General features: G+C 70.3%; 14 protein-coding genes. 6 read left to right on the forward strand and 8 right to left on the reverse strand.

The features are described 5' to 3' along the window. The first annotated feature begins 472 nt into the window (after positions 1 to 472). Complete coding sequence (locus ACIBD9_RS00660; protein WP_396713288.1) at positions 473 to 4759, forward strand: LamG-like jellyroll fold domain-containing protein; 4287 nt, start codon at positions 473 to 475, stop codon at positions 4757 to 4759. A gap of 70 nt (positions 4760 to 4829) precedes the next feature. Here ACIBD9_RS00660 and ACIBD9_RS00665 read toward each other — a convergent pair whose 3' ends face one another. The 4 genes from ACIBD9_RS00665 to ACIBD9_RS00680 all read right to left on the reverse strand — a co-directional run bounded on the left by ACIBD9_RS00665 (position 4830) and on the right by ACIBD9_RS00680 (position 8584). Beyond that, entirely contained in the window at positions 4830 to 6119 is a 1290-nt protein-coding gene (locus ACIBD9_RS00665) for a hypothetical protein (RefSeq protein ID WP_396713289.1), read from the reverse strand. A gap of 69 nt (positions 6120 to 6188) precedes the next feature. Continuing rightward, positions 6189 to 6764, reverse strand: a complete 576-nt coding sequence (locus ACIBD9_RS00670) for a TetR/AcrR family transcriptional regulator (RefSeq protein ID WP_387174254.1) — start codon at positions 6762 to 6764, stop codon at positions 6189 to 6191. Then, positions 6757 to 7557 carry an alpha/beta fold hydrolase gene (locus tag ACIBD9_RS00675; protein WP_387174252.1) on the reverse strand — a complete coding sequence of 267 codons (801 nt, stop codon included), beginning with the start codon at positions 7555 to 7557 and terminating at the stop codon, positions 6757 to 6759. Before ACIBD9_RS00675 ends, ACIBD9_RS00670 begins: the two co-directional genes overlap by 8 nt. A gap of 106 nt (positions 7558 to 7663) precedes the next feature. Then, complete coding sequence (locus ACIBD9_RS00680) at positions 7664 to 8584, reverse strand: proline dehydrogenase family protein (protein ID WP_091402747.1); 921 nt, start codon at positions 8582 to 8584, stop codon at positions 7664 to 7666. A 106-nt stretch (positions 8585 to 8690) separates the two neighbouring features. On the opposite strand from ACIBD9_RS00680, the gene ACIBD9_RS00685 reads away from it, so the two are divergent. From ACIBD9_RS00685 to ACIBD9_RS00695, 3 genes are read left to right on the forward strand one after another with little or no spacing between them, the layout of a single operon-like run. Beyond that, entirely contained in the window at positions 8691 to 8963 is a 273-nt protein-coding gene (locus ACIBD9_RS00685; RefSeq protein ID WP_387174250.1) for a hypothetical protein, read from the forward strand. 1 nt (position 8964) lies between these two features. Beyond that, positions 8965 to 10131: a glutathionylspermidine synthase family protein gene (locus tag ACIBD9_RS00690; RefSeq protein ID WP_396713291.1), complete on the forward strand. Its 1167-nt coding sequence runs from the start codon at positions 8965 to 8967 to the stop codon at positions 10129 to 10131. A gap of 19 nt (positions 10132 to 10150) precedes the next feature. Further along, positions 10151 to 10738, forward strand: coding sequence for a CGNR zinc finger domain-containing protein (locus ACIBD9_RS00695; protein ID WP_387174246.1), 588 nt, complete (start codon positions 10151 to 10153; stop codon positions 10736 to 10738). Positions 10739 to 10769: 31 nt separating this feature from the next. On the opposite strand, the gene ACIBD9_RS00700 is transcribed toward ACIBD9_RS00695, so the two are convergent. Together ACIBD9_RS00700 and ACIBD9_RS00705 are read right to left on the reverse strand one after the other, a co-directional pair. Then, the gene (locus tag ACIBD9_RS00700; RefSeq protein ID WP_091402756.1) at positions 10770 to 11576 is read right to left on the reverse strand and encodes a sugar phosphate isomerase/epimerase; all 807 of its coding nucleotides are present in this window, start codon (positions 11574 to 11576) and stop codon (positions 10770 to 10772) included. A 75-nt stretch (positions 11577 to 11651) separates the two neighbouring features. Then, entirely contained in the window at positions 11652 to 12596 is a 945-nt protein-coding gene (locus tag ACIBD9_RS00705; protein ID WP_396713294.1) for a Ppx/GppA phosphatase family protein, read from the reverse strand. Between the two features lie 80 nt (positions 12597 to 12676). On the opposite strand from ACIBD9_RS00705, the gene ACIBD9_RS00710 reads away from it, so the two are divergent. Further along, positions 12677 to 13474: a hypothetical protein gene (locus ACIBD9_RS00710; protein ID WP_396713804.1), complete on the forward strand. Its 798-nt coding sequence runs from the start codon at positions 12677 to 12679 to the stop codon at positions 13472 to 13474. Positions 13475 to 13568: 94 nt separating this feature from the next. Here the strand turns inward: ACIBD9_RS00710 and ACIBD9_RS00715 are convergent, their stop codons facing one another. Both ACIBD9_RS00715 and ACIBD9_RS00720 read right to left on the reverse strand, forming a co-directional pair. Continuing rightward, positions 13569 to 14252, reverse strand: coding sequence for a response regulator transcription factor (locus ACIBD9_RS00715; RefSeq protein WP_030329696.1), 684 nt, complete (start codon positions 14250 to 14252; stop codon positions 13569 to 13571). Between the two features lie 24 nt (positions 14253 to 14276). Further along, the gene (locus ACIBD9_RS00720; RefSeq protein WP_396713296.1) at positions 14277 to 15560 is read right to left on the reverse strand and encodes a sensor histidine kinase; all 1284 of its coding nucleotides are present in this window, start codon (positions 15558 to 15560) and stop codon (positions 14277 to 14279) included. A gap of 204 nt (positions 15561 to 15764) precedes the next feature. Between ACIBD9_RS00720 and phoU the strand changes: the two genes are divergently transcribed. Then, positions 15765 to 16418, forward strand: a complete 654-nt coding sequence (gene phoU / locus ACIBD9_RS00725) for a phosphate signaling complex protein PhoU (protein ID WP_238658334.1) — start codon at positions 15765 to 15767, stop codon at positions 16416 to 16418. Positions 16419 to 16470: the final 52 nt, after the last annotated feature.

Consider the following 16470-nt stretch of genomic DNA (forward strand, 5'->3'; position numbering starts at 1 on the left):
GTGCCCGACCATTTCACCCTCACCTCTGCGAGATCGTCAAAAAAACCACGCAGGGTGTTTCGTCGCGCACCCCCGTGGCGCGAACAATGTTTCATGTCGGCTTCCCCCGAAGGTAACGGTGCGGTAACAAATGACCACTGTCACAGCGGCAAATGCACTGCAGTGAGTCCGAAAGGGACGACTCCGTGTGACGTCCTCCGTTCCACGGGTGCCGCAGGTGCTGGTTCACTGTTGCCGCCCAACGGACGTGCTCCGCGTCTGCCGGCTTGACTCACGGGGGAGATACCTCTTCATGCCCAAAAACGGTCCTCAACCGAGGACATGGACGGCCAGACGAACGCTCACCACAGGTGTCGTCGCAAGCCTTTTCCTGGCCACCTCGGCCACGTTCCTGCCCGGCATACCGGCTACCGCCGCGCCCAGCAAACCCTCACCGAAGCCGGCGGACGGACCACTCAGCGTCGAACGGGCGATGGGCGAGGCCAAGCGGACTGGCAAGCCGGTCGAGGCGACCGGCGCCCAGACGTCGACCACGACCTACACCGCCCGCCCGGACGGGATGATGGAGCTGACCGAGTCAGCCGTTCCCACTCGTACCAGGGTGAACGGCACCTGGAAGGACCTGGACCCAACCCTGGTCCGAAACGCCGACGGCAGCATCACGGCGGCCGTCACCACCAACCCGATCCGCGTTTCCGCCGGTGGCGGTGGACCGCTCGCCGAGATGACGAGCGGGGACCGCGCACTGTCGGTAACCGCCCCGTTGACCCTGCCGGCGCCGACCCTGTCGGGGCCAACCGCCACCTACGCCGAGGTGCTGCCCGGCGTCGACCTGACCGTCCGGGTCGACACCGAGGGTTCCTTCTCGCACGTCTTCGTGGTCAAAAACCGACAGGCTGCCGCCAACCCGCGTCTCGCGGCCCTCGACCTCGCCACCACCACGAAGGGCGTCGAGCTAACAGCCGACCCGGCCGGCAACATCACCGGCCGCGATCGTGGCGGCCGGACGGTAATCACCGCGCCCGCCCCCGCGATGTGGGATTCCGCCAGCGGCGCAAGCACACAAGCCGGCACGAACGAGCGAGGAGTCGCTTCCACCCCCGGCGGGCCCGGTCGCGGGGCGCGAACGGCCCCGATCGCGGTCCAGATCGGTGCCGGGAAGCTGCGGCTCACCCCCGACCGGGCGCTGCTGAACGACCCGGCAGCGGTGTTCCCCCTCTACATCGACCCCACCTTCAACTGGACGCCGGTCGGCCCCAAGATGGGCGGTTGGGCCTCGATCTCCTACCAGCACCAGTCGACCAACTACTGGAAGAACACTCCGGACCCCATCGGCCGGATGCAGGTCGGTAACTCGGGAAGTCAGCGGTCGAACACCCTGATCAATTTCCCCGTCCCGTACGCCACCCTGGCTGGCGCTGAGATCGCGGACGCAATCTTCAAGATCACAAACACCAGATCCTGGAACTGCACCGACAAGACGGTCAACATCTACGGCCCGGGCACCACCTTGAGCTCCAGCAATGCCACCTGGAACTACTGGGAGGGGGTGAGCAAGGGCAGCGCCATCGCCAGCAAGAGCTTCGCGTACGGCTACAGCGGCTGCGATCAACAGGGCGTCTCCTTCGACATCACCGGGCAGATCAAGACCGACGTCACCGACAAGAGGTCGACCCGCACGCTGTGGATGGTCGCCGCCAACGAGGCCAGCGACGCCGAGAGTTGGAAGGAATTCCTGGAGACCAGTCCCACGCTGACCATCCGCTACAACCACGCACCCGCCGCACCGACGGGATTGACCACCTCCCCCGCAACAGACTGCATCGCGGCCAGCCCGACGGTAGTCGGCGATACCGCCGTCTCCCTGTATGCGCCGGTTTCCGACGCTGACAGAGGAGCGCTCGGGGTCACCTTCAAGGTGTGGAAGAACAGCGATGCCACCCAGACTGCCATCGCCAGCACCAATCCCAACCTGCTGACGTACTCCTCCGGCACCACAGCGGTATTTGTCGTACCGCGAGCCACGTTGGCGGCCGCCGCCGGCGTGACCGGCAGCAGTGCGGGAACTCCGACCACCTTCGCCTGGAAGGTGCAGACGACCGACTTCCGTACTTCCAGCAGCTGGTCGACCACCTGTCGGTTCACCTTCGACGCCACAAGGGCCGGACCGCCCAACATCTCGGAACTCGCCGTACAGCCGACGATCGGGCAGCCAGTCACCATCTCGGTCAAGCCGCCGTCCAGCGGCACCGTGCCCACCAACTACGTCTACCAGTTGAATGCGGCACCACCGCTGAGCGTCACCCCCGACGCGAACGGCAACGCGAACTTGCAGATCATCCCCACCCGTTTCACCAACACGATCTCCGTGACCAGCGTCACTGCTGCGGGCAAGAACTTCGGCGACACCGCGATCCTGGCGTTCAACGCCGATCCCTCGTCCGTGGTGGCACCGGACGGCGACCTGACCGGCGACGGCCGAACCGACCTTCTCACCGGCGGCTCGGTGAACAACCTCAAGGCCGGCCTGTGGCTGGCAAAGAACAATGGCTCAGCCGGGGTCAACCCGAGCATCAGCAACATGGGCGCGCGAGGGAACGGGGTCACCGGCGAGAACTCTCCGGCCGACTTCAACGGCGCTCAGGTCATCACGGGTCGATTCACCGGCGGCAACCTTCAGGACGTGCTGATCTACTACCCGACGGGTAACAACGCCGGCGGTGGCGGGATCCTTGCCGGCAACGGCGATGGCTCGACCTTGATGCCGGAGCGCGGCGGCGTCCAGACCAGCCTCATGGCCGACTACCTCCTCGACGAGTACGGGCGATCGCCGATCCAGCTGGCGAACGCCGGTGAGGCGCGGGGGCCCGGCTCGGGCTTTCCGGACCTGATCGGCACCAGCGGGGACGCCACCAACGGCTACCAGCTCACCTACTACCCCAGCTTCCCGGGGACCAGCCTGTTCTTCGGGGCGACCTCGACCGGGGCACTGACCCCGACCGGTGGCGCCGACTGGAACAACTGGACGATCACCACCACGCAGACGAGCACGGGCGCTGCGATGTTCCTGTGGAACCGGACCACCGGCGCGCTACACCTCTGGTCGAACCTGGCCTACAACCAGGACACCGGACAGCTCAGCTACACCGCCCGCACCCTGGCCGCCAGCGGCTGGAACACGAATACTGTGCTCAACCTGCGCGCCGGGGACATCAACGCCGACGGCACCCCCGACCTGTGGACCGTCGGCGCCGGTGCGGTCACGACCGCCTGGCTGGTCACCAACGTCCAGACCAGCAGCGCCACCATCACCGCCCAGCCGAAGCAGACGCTTGTCACCTCGGACCACACCTGGCAGTTCGACGACCTGTCGGACACTGCGGTCACCAGCGCGAAGGACGTCTCCGGTGGCAAGTCCCTCGCCGTGGAGGGCGGCAACGCCTTCTGGCGAGGTGGCGAACTCTTCAGCCCGGCCCTGTTCCTCAACGTCGACAAGACCGGAACCGTCGTCGACACCTCCAAGCAGGGCGCACTGTCGATCAATGAGCGGTTGATCGACACGAGCAAGTCGTTCAGCATCTCGGTCTGGGCCAAGCCCACGGCCTCCGGTGGAGTCATCGCCAGCGAGGACGGCGCGGACGCGTCGCGCTTCCTGCTCTGGAACAACCAGAGTGACAACACCTGGCGGTTCGGTCTCGGCAACGCCGACAGCGGTTGGTCGTACACCCAGGTGGTGGCGCCCGCCGGTACGGCGCTGGGGGTCTGGACGCACCTGGTCGGTACCTACAACGCCGAGACTCGGACGATCGTGCTCTACGTCAATGGGGTGATCAAGGGAAGCGCGCAGTACACCGCCACGCCCTCGTGGCCGAGCACCGGCAAGTTCGTGGTGGGCCGCTACAAGTACCAGGGCGCACCGACGGCGCACTACTCCGGGATGCTCAGCAATCTGCAGGTGTGGAAGCGGGCGCTCACCCCCACCCAGGTCGGCGCGACAAACGTCACGAAGAGCGGCTCGCTGACCTCGGTCGGTGCCACCACCTGGACCCCGCCGGGCACCGGCACGAAGCAGACCGACGTCTACGCGACGGACACCATCGGCAGCCTGTGGCGCTATCGCAAGGTCAACAACCAGCTCACCGCACCGCGGCTGGTCTCCTCGGGTTGGGACCAGTTCACCGCGTTCGGCATCGCGGACATGGACCACGACGGCTACCAGGATGTGGTCGTCCGGGACAACGCCACCTGCAACCTGCAGGTGTTCCTGGGCACCGCCGACGATCTGAGCCCCACGCCCACGTTCTTCGGCTCTCAGTGGTGCAGCTACCGGCCGTTCGGGGTGGGCGACTACAACCGGGACGGCTACCAGGACGTCTTCACCGCCGGCACGACCCACGACCTGTGGGTCTACCCGGGTGATCTGGCGGGTGGCAAGTTGACCCGGATCGACGTCGGCGACGGCTGGAGCGACCAGTACAGCGGATTCGGCGTGGCCAATGTGGTTGGTGACACCACGCCGGAGTTGTACGGGCGGGAGAGCGACACCGGCCTGCTGCGGGTGTACGACCTGCAGGCGCGGACCATCACCCAGGTCGGCATCCAGTGGACGAACTACACCTCCTTCGGGATGACCGACTTCAACGGGGATGGCAAGCCCGACATCCTCGCCCGGGAGAACGTGACCGGCATCCTCTGGATGTATCCGGGAGCCGCCAACGGCACCCTCGGCACCCGAGTGTCGATCGCCACCGGCTGGTGAACAACGGCGGTGGGTCGGGTGTCCGCCCGGCCCACCGCCCCAGCAGTCGAACGACGGTTGTCCGAGTCGGTCAGGCGGCGGTGGCGCGGATGTACGCCACGCACTCGTCGTGCAGCGTCGACCACTGCTCACCGAACGCCTTCTCGGAGGCCGCGTCGATGGTTCGGCCGTCGTGCACCACGGTCTTGAAGAAGGTGAGCAGCCGCAGCGGCCCGTACCGGTCGACGAGGTGTCGAACGGCCAGGTAGCCGATGCCGTAGCTGGCGGCGACCCGTTCGGCGGAGGCATCGTCAGCGGGGTTGATGCCCTCCAACTTGCCGTCCCAGCCGCCCCGGACCATCTTGCGTACGTCGGCGATCCCCTCGTACCGGTCGACCGCCTGGCCGCCGGCACCGGCGAACTCGGCCAGGCCCTCCACCAACCACCAGGTGAGCTTGCCCGGGTAGCCGCGCTCCGGCAGCGACGCCGCGTGGGTCAGCTCGTGCCGGAGCAGATCGTCGGTGCCGCTGTTGGAGAGCCCTTCGGCGTTGAGCACCACCTCGTGGTGGCCGCCGCCCACGGTCACCGCGTAGCCGCCGGTCCATTCTGGGCGTTCCCCGCCGTACCAGCGCTGCCACTCGGTGCGCCCGGCGTAGAAGATCCGGTACCGGTCCGGCGGTGATCCGGTCACCGCGTACCCGTCGGCGACCTTGGCCGCCGCCTCGGCCTGTGCGAGCAGGCCGGGCAGTTTGCCGCGCAGTGCCGGCGTGGTGGCGACGATTGTCCGCGCGCCGATGGCGACCGCCAGGTCGCTGATCTCCCACGGTCGGGTGCCGGTCTCGATCGACTTGGACTCCTCCATGGCGACCATCCGGGGTTGGTCGCCGTTCTCCCGCCACCGGGTGCCGATCAGCACGGGGCTGGGCCGGCAGTTCGGCGTCACGAAGCAGTACTGGAAGCGCACCAGCAGCCGCCACTCGCCGGGCTTGCCGATGATCGGCACGGGCAGGCCACTCGGCTCGGCCCGCCAGCCGGTCACCTTGAGCTCGCGGAGTGCGGCGAAGCGTCGGCGCAGGTCGTTGTGGGCGGCGGGATCGGCGACGGCGAGGAACCCGGCGCGGTCACCGCCGAGGAGTGCCGCGGACTGCCGGTGGAGCTGGGCGGTGATCCGATCGTTCAACCCGCGGGCCACGGCGGTGGCCGGGTCGTCGGCCGCCGAGGCCCCGACCCGGCTGACCGTGGGGCGCGAGCCTGTCTCCCGGATGACTCCGACGACGAGCGCCGCCGGCAGGCCGCAGCCCAGCAGGAGAACGACCACCACGAGCACCGTCCACAGCGGCCAGAGCCGCCGTGGTGCTGGCTGCTGCACCTCGTCAGTCACCCGCCGAAGGGTACGACCAATACCTGGACGCGGCGAGGCCGCCCCGGACCGATCGGCCCGGCCGCTCGCTCACCCGCCGGTACGCGGCCAGGAGCGGAACGAGATGTCCAAGCCGGCGACCAACTGGTGGTACGAGCGGTCGACGTCGCGGGGCAGGCCGAAGCCGCCCCCGGCTTCCAGGGTCACGAAGCCGTGCAGGGCGCTGCGCAGCGCCCGGGTCGCGTCCACCGCGTCGTCGCCGGTGAGTCCGTACCCGCGCAGCACCGCGAAGATGGCACCTACTGCGCGTTCGCCCGCCTCGACGTGTTCCGGGTCGGCCGGGTCGGGCACCCGCTGCGTCGCCGGGTAGCGGCCGGGGTGGCGGAGGGCGTAGTCACGGTAGGCGTCCGCCATGGCCCGGAGCGCGTCGCCACCGGAGCGGCCGACGGCGGCGGTGGTCATCTCGGTGGCCAGCTCGGCGGTGGCCAGCGCGGCCAGCTTCTGGACCAGTGCGTCCGCGCCCTTCACGTGCTTGTAGAGGCTGGGTAGCGCGACCCCGAGCCGGCTGGCGAGCGCGGCGAGGGTGAGCTGCTGGAAGCCGACCTCGTCGGCCAGCCGGGCCGCCTCCCGTACGACGGTCTGCTGGTTGAGGCCGACCCTAGGCACCGGCGCACACCGCCAGGAAGCCGAGTAGTTCCTCGGCGGTGCGCTGCGGCTGGTCGGCGTGCGGGTAGTGGCCGGACCCCTCGATCATCCGGGCCTCGGCGGTGCCGAAGAGCCGCCGGGCGGCTCGCGCCTCGGCTCCCGGGTCGGGGAAGTCCGGGTCCTTCGACCCCATCAGCACCAACACCGGTTGCCGCACCTGCGGGGCGCGGGCGGTCCAGTGTGGCTCGGCCGGTGCGATGACGCCGCGCGTTGCGGCCATCCGACCGGGCTCGCGCAGGTTGGCCACCATCGAGCGGCGGTAGGCCGCGTCGTCGGCGGGTCGGTGCACCGGGAACAGGGTGTTGTGGAACATCCCGAACAGTCGAGGGCTGTGCAGCACGGACCACATCGCCATTCGCAGCAGCGGGTTGAGCTTCGGCTGACCGACGAACGCGCCGATCTGCACGATGCCGGTGACCAGCTCGGGCGCGTCGGTGGCGGCGAAGACCACCGCCGCCGCGGCGGACGAGCTGCCGACCAGCACGGCCGGACCGGCGTCGAGGTCACGGACCACGGCCAGCAGGTCCGCGCCGACCTCTGCCGGGGCGTACGTGGGCCAGCCGGCGCTGGACTCCCCGTGCCCTCGGACGTCGACCGAGGCGACCCGGTGACCGGCGGCCACCAGCAGGGGCGCGAGGTGCCGGAAGCTCGCCCTGTTCTCGCCCATGCCGTGCGCGAGGACGACCAACGGCCCCTCGCCCCGCGCCTCGTACGCGATGTGTCCGCCGTCCCGCCGCACCTGGCTAGTTGTCATAGCCTTAAAGCTAAGATACTTAGCCACCATTGGCAAGTCAGGAGTGCGAAACGGGCCGGCGGTGACCTGAGCAGTCGCCGCCGGCCCGTCGGCCGAACCGGAGGGGTTACTTCTTGGAGATCAGTGCGCGGCCGAAGAAGACCAGGTTGGCGGGGCGCTCGGCGAGCCGGCGCATCAGGTAGCCGTACCACTCGTCGCCGTACGGGACGTAGGTACGCACGGTGTAGCCCTCACCGGCCAGCCGGGCCTGCTCCTCGGGGCGGATGCCGTAGAGCATCTGGAACTCGAAGCGCTCCGGCCCCCGGTCGAACCACCGCGCCCGGTCCTCACCGATCGCGATCATCCGCGGGTCGTGGGTGGCCAGCATCGGGTACCCGTCGCCGGACATCAGGATGTTCATGCAGCGGACGTACGACTTGTCCACCTCGCGGGCCGACTGGTACGCCACCGACTCCGGCTCCTTGTAGGCGCCCTTGCACAGCCGCACCCGGGACCCGGCCGAGGAGAGTTCCCGGCAGTCCGACTCGGTCCGGCGCAGGTACGCCTGAAGCACCGCGCCGGTCGACGGGAAGTCCTTGCGCAGCCGGCTCAGCACCTCCAGGGTCGAGTCGGTGGTGGTGTGGTCCTCCATGTCCAGGGTGACAGTGGTGCCCGCCGCGTCGGCCGCCGCGCAGATCGCCCGCGCGTTGTCGTACGCCAACTGCTCGTCGAACATCTGGCCGAGGGCGGAGAGCTTCACGCTCACCTCGGCGGCCGGGGTGAGCCCCGCGGCGCCGAGCATCTTCAGCAGTTTCAGGTATTCGTCCCGGGTGGCGGTGGCCTGCTCGGGGCGGACGGTGTCCTCACCGAGGTGGTCGAGGGTGACCGCGAGGCCGTCGTCGACGAGCCCGCGGGTCGCGCGCAACGCGTCGTCGGTGGCGGCGCCGGCGACGAACCGGCGGACGACGTCCCGGGTGTACGGGGCGGTCGCGACGAGCCGCTCGACCTGGGATGACCGGGAGGCGGCGAGGATGACGGAACGGAGCATGAGCCGAGCGTAACGCCCCTGCCAGGGGCCCCGCCGAGGGGCGGCCGGGCCACCTCGGCACGGGGGCGGGGCGGCGGCGGTGGCGTCGATCGGCTACAACGATGCCGTGGACCAACGCCCCCGCCGCCGACTCCGCTCGGCCTCCGTGCAACTCGGCGCGCTCACCGCTCTCGCGCTCGCCCTCTCCGGCTGCAACATGACCTCGGACGACGACGATGACGACGACTGCGCCCTCGGGCCGGTCGGCGGTGGCGGAACCGTCGCACTGGCGATGCGGGTCACCGACCCGGCCGCCGGTCGCACCGCCCCGGAGCCGACCACCGCGGCCCTGCCCGAGCGCGGCGGATTCGGCACCCACCTCGCCGCCTGCGGCGGCTGACGTGCGCCGCGAGACGGTCACGCCGCGCCCCGACTGGGACGCCACCATCCGGTCGCAGGGGCTGGTCTACGTCGACACCGAGCTGCCCGACGGCGGGATCATGTCGTACTGGGACGAGACCGCCGCGTACGCCTTCGAGCTGGACGAGGTGCTGCGGCTGGAGGAGGCCACCGAGGAGCTGCACCGGATGTCGGTGGCCGCCGCCGAGCACGTGGTGGCGCAGCGCCGGTACGCCGAGTTCGGCATCCCGGAGTGGGCGGCCGAGGCGGTGGCCCGGTCGTTGCGCGAGGCGCCACCGACGCTGTACGGGCGCTTCGACCTGGCCTACGACGGCAACTGGCCCCCGAAGATGTTGGAGTACAACGCGGACACCCCCACCGCGCTGGTCGAGGCGAGCATCATCCAGTGGTACTGGCTGGAGCAGACCCGACCGGAGCTGGACCAGTGGAACAGCCTGCACGAGCGACTGGTCGGCGCCTGGGCCAAGATCGGGGCCGGGCTGCACGACCCCCGGGTGCACGTGCTCTGGTCGAACGAGGAGGAGTCCGGCGAGGACCACATGACCGCGGGCTACCTCGCCGAGACCGCCCGGCAGGCCGGCCTGACCGTCGAACTCCAGCCCATCCAGGAGATCGGCTGGGACGGCCGCCGCTTCGTCGACGCCGACGACAACCCGGTGACCACCTGCTTCAAGCTCTACCCGTGGGAGTGGATGCTGGCCGAGCCGTACGGGCCGGCGGCCCTGGCCCCGGGCACCCCGACCACCTGGATCGAGCCGGCCTGGAAACTGCTGCTCTCCAACAAGGCGCTGCTCGCGGTCCTCTGGGAGCTGTACCCCGGCCACGAGTACCTGCTCCCGGCGTACCTGGACTCGCCGCGCGGAATGCCGGAGTACGTCGCCAAGCCACTGCTCGGCCGCGAGGGCGGGTCGGTACGCATCGTCACCGCCGACGAGGAGATCACCAACCCGGGGATCTACGGCGACGAGGGCTGGTGCTACCAGGAGTTCCGGGCGTTGCCGCAGTTCGCCGGCAACCGGATGGTGCTGGGCAGCTGGATCGTCGACGGCGAGTCGGCCGGCGTGGGTGTGCGGGAGAGCGCGAGTCTGATCACCGATGGCTACGCGCGGTTCCTGCCGCACTACATCGACGCGCCGCGCACCCGCTGAGTCGTCTACCGTTGGGGGCGTGAACTTCGACGCGTACGCCCGGACCGGCGTTGACCTGGTCAACGCCCGCCTGGACGACCTCGACGACCTGCGAGCCCTTTTCCCCGACGACAACGCCTGGATGCGCGACGAGGTCGCGGACCGGGACGTGGCGATCTTCCGCCGGGCGCAGAAACGGTTGCGCGACGTCTTCGAGTACGGCACCTCGGGGCGGGACGCCCAGGCGGTCACCGAGCTGAACGCCCTGCTTGAGGCGTTCCCGGTGCAGCCGCGCATCTCCGGGCACGACTCCAGCGACTGGCATATGCACGTGACCAGTCGGGGTGCGTCGGTCAGTGCCGAATACCTGGCCGGCGCGGTCTGGGGGCTGTCGGTCTGGCTCTGCGAGTACGGCAGCGCCCGGTTCGGGGTCTGCGCCGACGAGCGGTGCGGCAACGTCTACCTGGACACGTCGTCCAACTGCTGCCGGCGGTTCTGCTCGGAGCGCTGCGCCACCCGCTCGCACGTCGCCGCGCACCGGGCCCGCAAGCGGGCGGCGGTCGGCGAGCAGGTGCCGGTCGCCCCGCAGCCGACCTCCGCCGTCGACTCCCTCGCACCGGTCAGCTGACACCGCCACCGCCCGATCGGGGGCGGACGGGTCAGGCGTCGACAGGTGACGAGGCGGTCAGGTGCTGGCGGGCGAACTCCAGCGCGGCGCGTAGGTCAGCCTCGCGCACCGCGCGGCTCTTCGCGCCCCGGGTGGCCACCTCCACCGCCACCGCCCCGGTGAAACCCCGGCCGGCCAGCGAGGAGAGCAGCTCCCCGCAGGGCTGGGTGCCGCGCCCGGGCACCAGGTGCTCGTCGCGGCCCTCGCCGGTGCCGTCACCGAGGTGCACGTGCGCCAGCCCGGCGCCCATCCGGTCGGCCATCTCGAGGGGGTCGCTGTGCGAGGCCGCGCAGTGCGACAGATCCAGGGTGTACGACGGGTAGCCGGCGTCGGTCGGATCCCAACCGGGCACGTACGGGACGAACTGCCGACCCGCCATCCGCACCGGGTACATGTTCTCCACGGCGAAACGCAGCCCGGTGAACCGGTCCGCGACGGTGGCCAGACCCTCGGCGAAGTTACGCGCGTAGTCGCGCTGCCAGGTGAACGGTGGGTGCACCACGACGGTCGGAGCGCCCAGCGTCTCGGCCAACTCGGCGGCCTTGCGCAGGCGCTCCCACGGGTCCGGGCTCCACACCCGCTGGGTGACCAGCAGGCAGGGCGCGTGCACCGAGAGCACCGGCACGTCGTAGTGCGTGGAGAGGCCGCGCAGCGCGCCCGCGTCCTGGCTGACCACGTCGGTCCAGACCATCACCTCGACACCGTCGTAACCGAGCGCCGCAGCCAGTTGGAACGCCGCCGCGGTCGGCTCGGGAAAGACCGACGAGCTGGACAGGAGCACGGGAACGCGGGAAGTCACATCAGCCAGCGTAGCCCGGCAGCGCCGGGGGCATCGTGACGAGCACCGGCAAATCGACCGAAAACGGCCGCCGGATCAGATCGGCTCGAGTTGATCGAGCCGGCGGAGGATGACCCCCTCCCGCAGCGCCCACGGGCAGATGTCCAGCGAGTCCAGATCCAGGCGGCGCATCACCGCCTCGGCGACCACGGCACCGGCCAGCAACTGGTGCGCCCGACCCGTGCTGACCCCCTCCAGCTCCATCAACTGCGCCGGCGGGATGTGCCGGATGAAGCCGATGACCTGCCGCAAGCCCTCCCGGGTCAGGCTGCGTCGCACCCACAGCCCGGCACCGGACGGGGCCGCCCCGGCCAGTCGGGCCAGCGTGCGGAACGTCTTCGAGGTGGCCACCGCCCGACCCCAGCCCACCTCGGTCATCTGGTCGACGACCTTGTCCAGCCGGCCGTCCACGTACTCCCGGAGCTTGTCGACGGCCTCGGCCGACGGCGGGGCCGCACTGGCCGGCTCGACCCGCAGCCGCTCGCGGGTCAGCCGACCGGCCCCGAGCGGCAGGGAGACCGCGACGTCCGGGTCCTCGTCGATCCCCGCGGCGATCTCCAACGAGCCGCCACCGATGTCCAGCACCAGCAGCCGGCCCGCCGACCAGCCGAACCACCGCCGTACGGCCAGGAACGTCATCCGCGCCTCGTCCGCCCCGGAGAGCACCGCCAGCCGTACGCCGGTCTCGTCCCGGACCCGGGCCAGCACCTCGGCCGCGTTTGTGGCGTCGCGCACCGCGGAGGTGGCGAACGCGATCAGGTCGTCGGCCGCCAACCCGGTGGCCGCCGCCTTGGCCATGCCCACCGCCTTGACCAGGCCGTCCGCACCCGCCTCGGTCAACGCGCCGTCGGGGCCGATCTGCTCGGCCAGCCGGAGCACCACCTTCTCGGAGTGCGCCGGCCACGGGTGCGCGCCGTGGTGCGCGTCCACCACAAGGAGATGCACCGTGTTGGATCCGACGTCGAGGACACCCAGTCGCATGGTGAAGACCCTAGGCGCAACACGTTTGCGCGGCTCACCGGCCTGCGGACGTGACCGCGCGTAGGCTGGGCCGAGTGACGATGGAGCTCCGTGTGCTGGTGGACGACCCGGGTGACCCGCGCAGCCGCGAGGTGCCCCTGGACTTCCCTCGCGAGTGGATCGAGTTCGCCGACCCGGCCGACGAGACGCACCTGATCCGGGCCGACCTGACCTGGCTGCTCTCCCGCTGGACCTGCATCTTCGGCAAGGGCTGCCACGGCATCATCGCCGGTCGGGCCGCCGACGGTTGCTGCTCGCACGGGGCGTTCTTCACCGACTCGGACGACGAGAAGCGGGTTCGCAACGCGGTCCGGCGGCTCACCCCGTCGACCTGGCAGCATTTCCGGCGCGGGTTCAAGAACTGGACCGACGAGGACACCATCGACGGCAAGAACCCGGCCCGCCGCACCGCCACCCAGGGCGCCGACGGTCCGTGTGTGTTTCTCAACGACGCCGACTTCGCCGGCGGGGGCGGTTGCGCGCTGCACGCCCAGGCGCTGCGCGACGGGGTGCACCCGTTGGAATACAAGCCGGACGTGTGTTGGCAGCTGCCGATCCGCCGCGACCAGGACTGGGTGAAGCGGCCGGACAACAGCAAGGTGCTGGTCTCCACGCTGTCCGAGTTCGACCGGCGGGGTTGGGGAGCCGGCGGGCACGACCTGGACTGGTGGTGCACCTCCTCGACCGACGCGCACGTCGGCACCGAGCCGATGTACCTGTCGTACGGGCCGGAGCTGACCGCCCTGATCGGCGCGCCCGCGTACGAACGGCTTGCCGAGCTGTGCGCGACCAGGACGCAGCAGGGCATGATCGCCCCGCACCCCGCCGACGAGGTCTAGCGTCGCTCAGCTCTCGGAGCTGGCCCGTGGCGCAGGGGGCCGACAGCCCAAAAGGGGGCCTGCGTCGAGCGCAGACCCCCATCGGGTACGCCGATCACGGCTCGAACTTGTAGCCCAGACCCCGCACGGTCACGATGAAGCGCGGCGCGGACGGCTCCGGCTCGATCTTGGAACGCAGCCGCTTGACGTGCACGTCCAGCGTCTTGGTGTCGCCGACGTAGTCGGCACCCCAGACCCGGTCGATGAGCTGGCCGCGGGTGAGCACCCGGCCCGCGTTGCGCAGCAGCAGCTCCAGCAGTTCGAATTCCTTCAGCGGCAGCTGCACGGCCCCGCCGTCGACGGTCACCACGTGCCGCTCGATGTCCATCCGCACCGGCCCGGCGGCCAGCGTCGGCGCACCCGCCTCGGCCACCTCCGGGCTCTGCCGGCGCAGCACGGCCCGGATCCGGGCGACCAGTTCCCGCGGCGAGTACGGCTTCGTGACGTAGTCGTCGGCACCGATCTCCAGCCCGACCACCTTGTCGATCTCGCTGTCCCGGGCGGTGACCATGATGATCGGCACAGCGGAGCGCTGCCGCAACTGCCGGCAGACCTCGGTCCCCGACATCTCGGGCAACATCAGGTCGAGCAGCACGATGTCGGCGCCGGTCCGGTCGAACTCGGTGAGGGCGTCGGTGCCGGTCGCGGCGACCGAAACCTCAAAGCCCTCCTTACGGAGCATGTACGACAAGGCGTCGGAGAACGACTCCTCGTCCTCGACCACGAGAACGCGGCTCAACGGGGATTTCCTTTCCATTTGCTGTCAGACCTGCCGTAGCCCAGTCGGACCGGACTCGATCCCAACCGGCGGCAGTGTCGCCAGGAGGTCGTCCGGTGGACTGGCGGGCAGCCGGAGGGTGAACGTCGATCCACCACCAAGAGTGCTCGACACCTCGACCCGTCCGCCATGGTTGCTCGCAATGTGTTTCACGATCGCCAGGCCGAGCCCGGTGCCGCCGGTGGCACGCGAGCGGGCCTGGTCGGCCCGGTAGAAGCGCTCGAAGATCCGATCGACGTCGGTCGGGGCGATACCGATGCCCTGGTCGGCGACGGCGACCTCCACGTGCTCGTCGTCGCCGCGCAGGGTCACCCGGACCGTGGTGTCCTCGCCCGAGTAGTTGATGGCGTTCTCCACCAGGTTCGCCACCGCAGTGGCGAGTTGGGAGTCGCTGCCGTACGCGGTGAGGCCACGCTGCCCGTCCACGGTCACCGCGACACCCCGGGCGGAGGCGGTGGTGCGGGTCCGGTCGACCACCTCGGCGATCACCCAGTCCAGCGCGACCGGCTCCGGTGGTGGCTGCGGCTCAGCCCCCTGCAACCGGGTCAGCTCCAGCAACTCCTGCACCAGCCGGCCCAACCGGGTCGACTCGTGCTGGATCCGTTCGGCGAACCGGCGGGCGGCCACCAGGTCCTCGGAGAGGTCGGGCGCCGCGGCGTCGGCCGGCTCGGTGGCGTCCAGCAACGCCTCGGCGAGCAGTTGCAGGGCCCCGATCGGGGTCTTGAGCTCGTGGCTGACGTTGGCCACGAAGTCGCGTCGTACCCGGGTCAGCCGGTGCGACTCGGTCACGTCGACCGCCTCGACCGCGATGAAGCCGTTGCCGAGACCCATCGCCCGCAGGTGCACGCCGAGCGGGTTCTCCCCCGCGCTGTCGCGACCCCGGGGCAGGTCCAGTTCGATCTCGCGCCGCACGCCGGTGCGTCGCACCTGGCCGGCAAGGGTACGGATCAAGGGGTGCGCGGCGATGGAGCCGGGGGTGCTGCCGGTACGCAGCAGTCCCATCGCGCGGGCGGCCGGATTGATCAACACGGGGACGTCGTCGTTGTCCAGTACCACGACACCGGCCCGGAGTGAGTCGATCGTCCGGCGGCCGAGCCCGGCCTGCTGCTCGTCGGCTATCGCGGGCCTCCCCCTGCTCCAGCGGAAGCTGACGCTCCCCGTCGACGTGGAGCGACCGTCCCGCCTCGGCAGGAACCGGGGCAGCAGCAGACCGGCGGCCATCCCGGCCACCAACGCCACGGCCACCACGACCGCCACCGCCCACTCCACCCGGCGATCGTAGGGTCATTGTTAACCTGGCTACCACACAGACCGGGACGAACTACCCTCACTTACGGAAGTGTTCACCCCCACGTCTGGCGTCGTTCACCGTGGTTCATCCGGGATCCGTCCGCGCGCCCTACCGTTGGCGTCGCACCTGCTCAACCCCCTGCGCCGGCACCCGTCGGCGGCGACCGACCACAGGACGTGATGATGCGCGACGAGTTCCGGGCCGACCTCCAGATCGTCAGCCAACTGCTGGTGGACATGGCGGAGGGCGTCCGCGCCGCCATGCGCCAGGCCACCCGGGCCCTGCTCACCGCCGACCGGCAGGCCGCCGAGACGGTCATCGAGCGGGACGCCGAGATCGACGACCTCTACCGGCACGTCGAGGAGCGGGTCTGTGACCTGCTCGCCCGACAGGCGCCGGTCGCCTCCGACCTCCGGGCCATGATCACCGCACTGCACGTGGCCGCCGATCTGGAGCGGATGGGCGACCTCGCCGAGCACGTGGCGAAGACCGCGCTGCGCCGGCACCCCTCCCCCGCCGTCCCGGCCGAGCTGCGGACGGTCTTCACCGAGATGTCCGAGATCGCCGACCGGATGGCCGTGAAGATCGGCTCGGTGCTGGCGAAGCCCGACGCCGACCTCGCCGGCGAGCTGGACCGCGACGACGACGCCATGGACGAGCTGCACAAGAACCTGTTCGCGGTGCTGCTCGGCGACGACTGGCCGTACGGGGTGGAGACGGCGATCGACGCCACCCTGCTGGGCCGCTTCTACGAGCGCTTCGCCGACCACGCGGTCAACGCCGGCGAGCACGTGATCTACCTGATCACCGGGCAGAGCGCGCCCAGCAGCACCTGACGCCCACGGCAGGGGCCCCTCGTCGTCGCTCTCCGCGATGACGAGGGGCCCC

Source organism: Micromonospora sp. NPDC050784 (assembly GCF_044456765.1).
GTDB classification, from domain to species: Bacteria; Actinomycetota; Actinomycetes; order Mycobacteriales; family Micromonosporaceae; genus Micromonospora; species Micromonospora foliorum.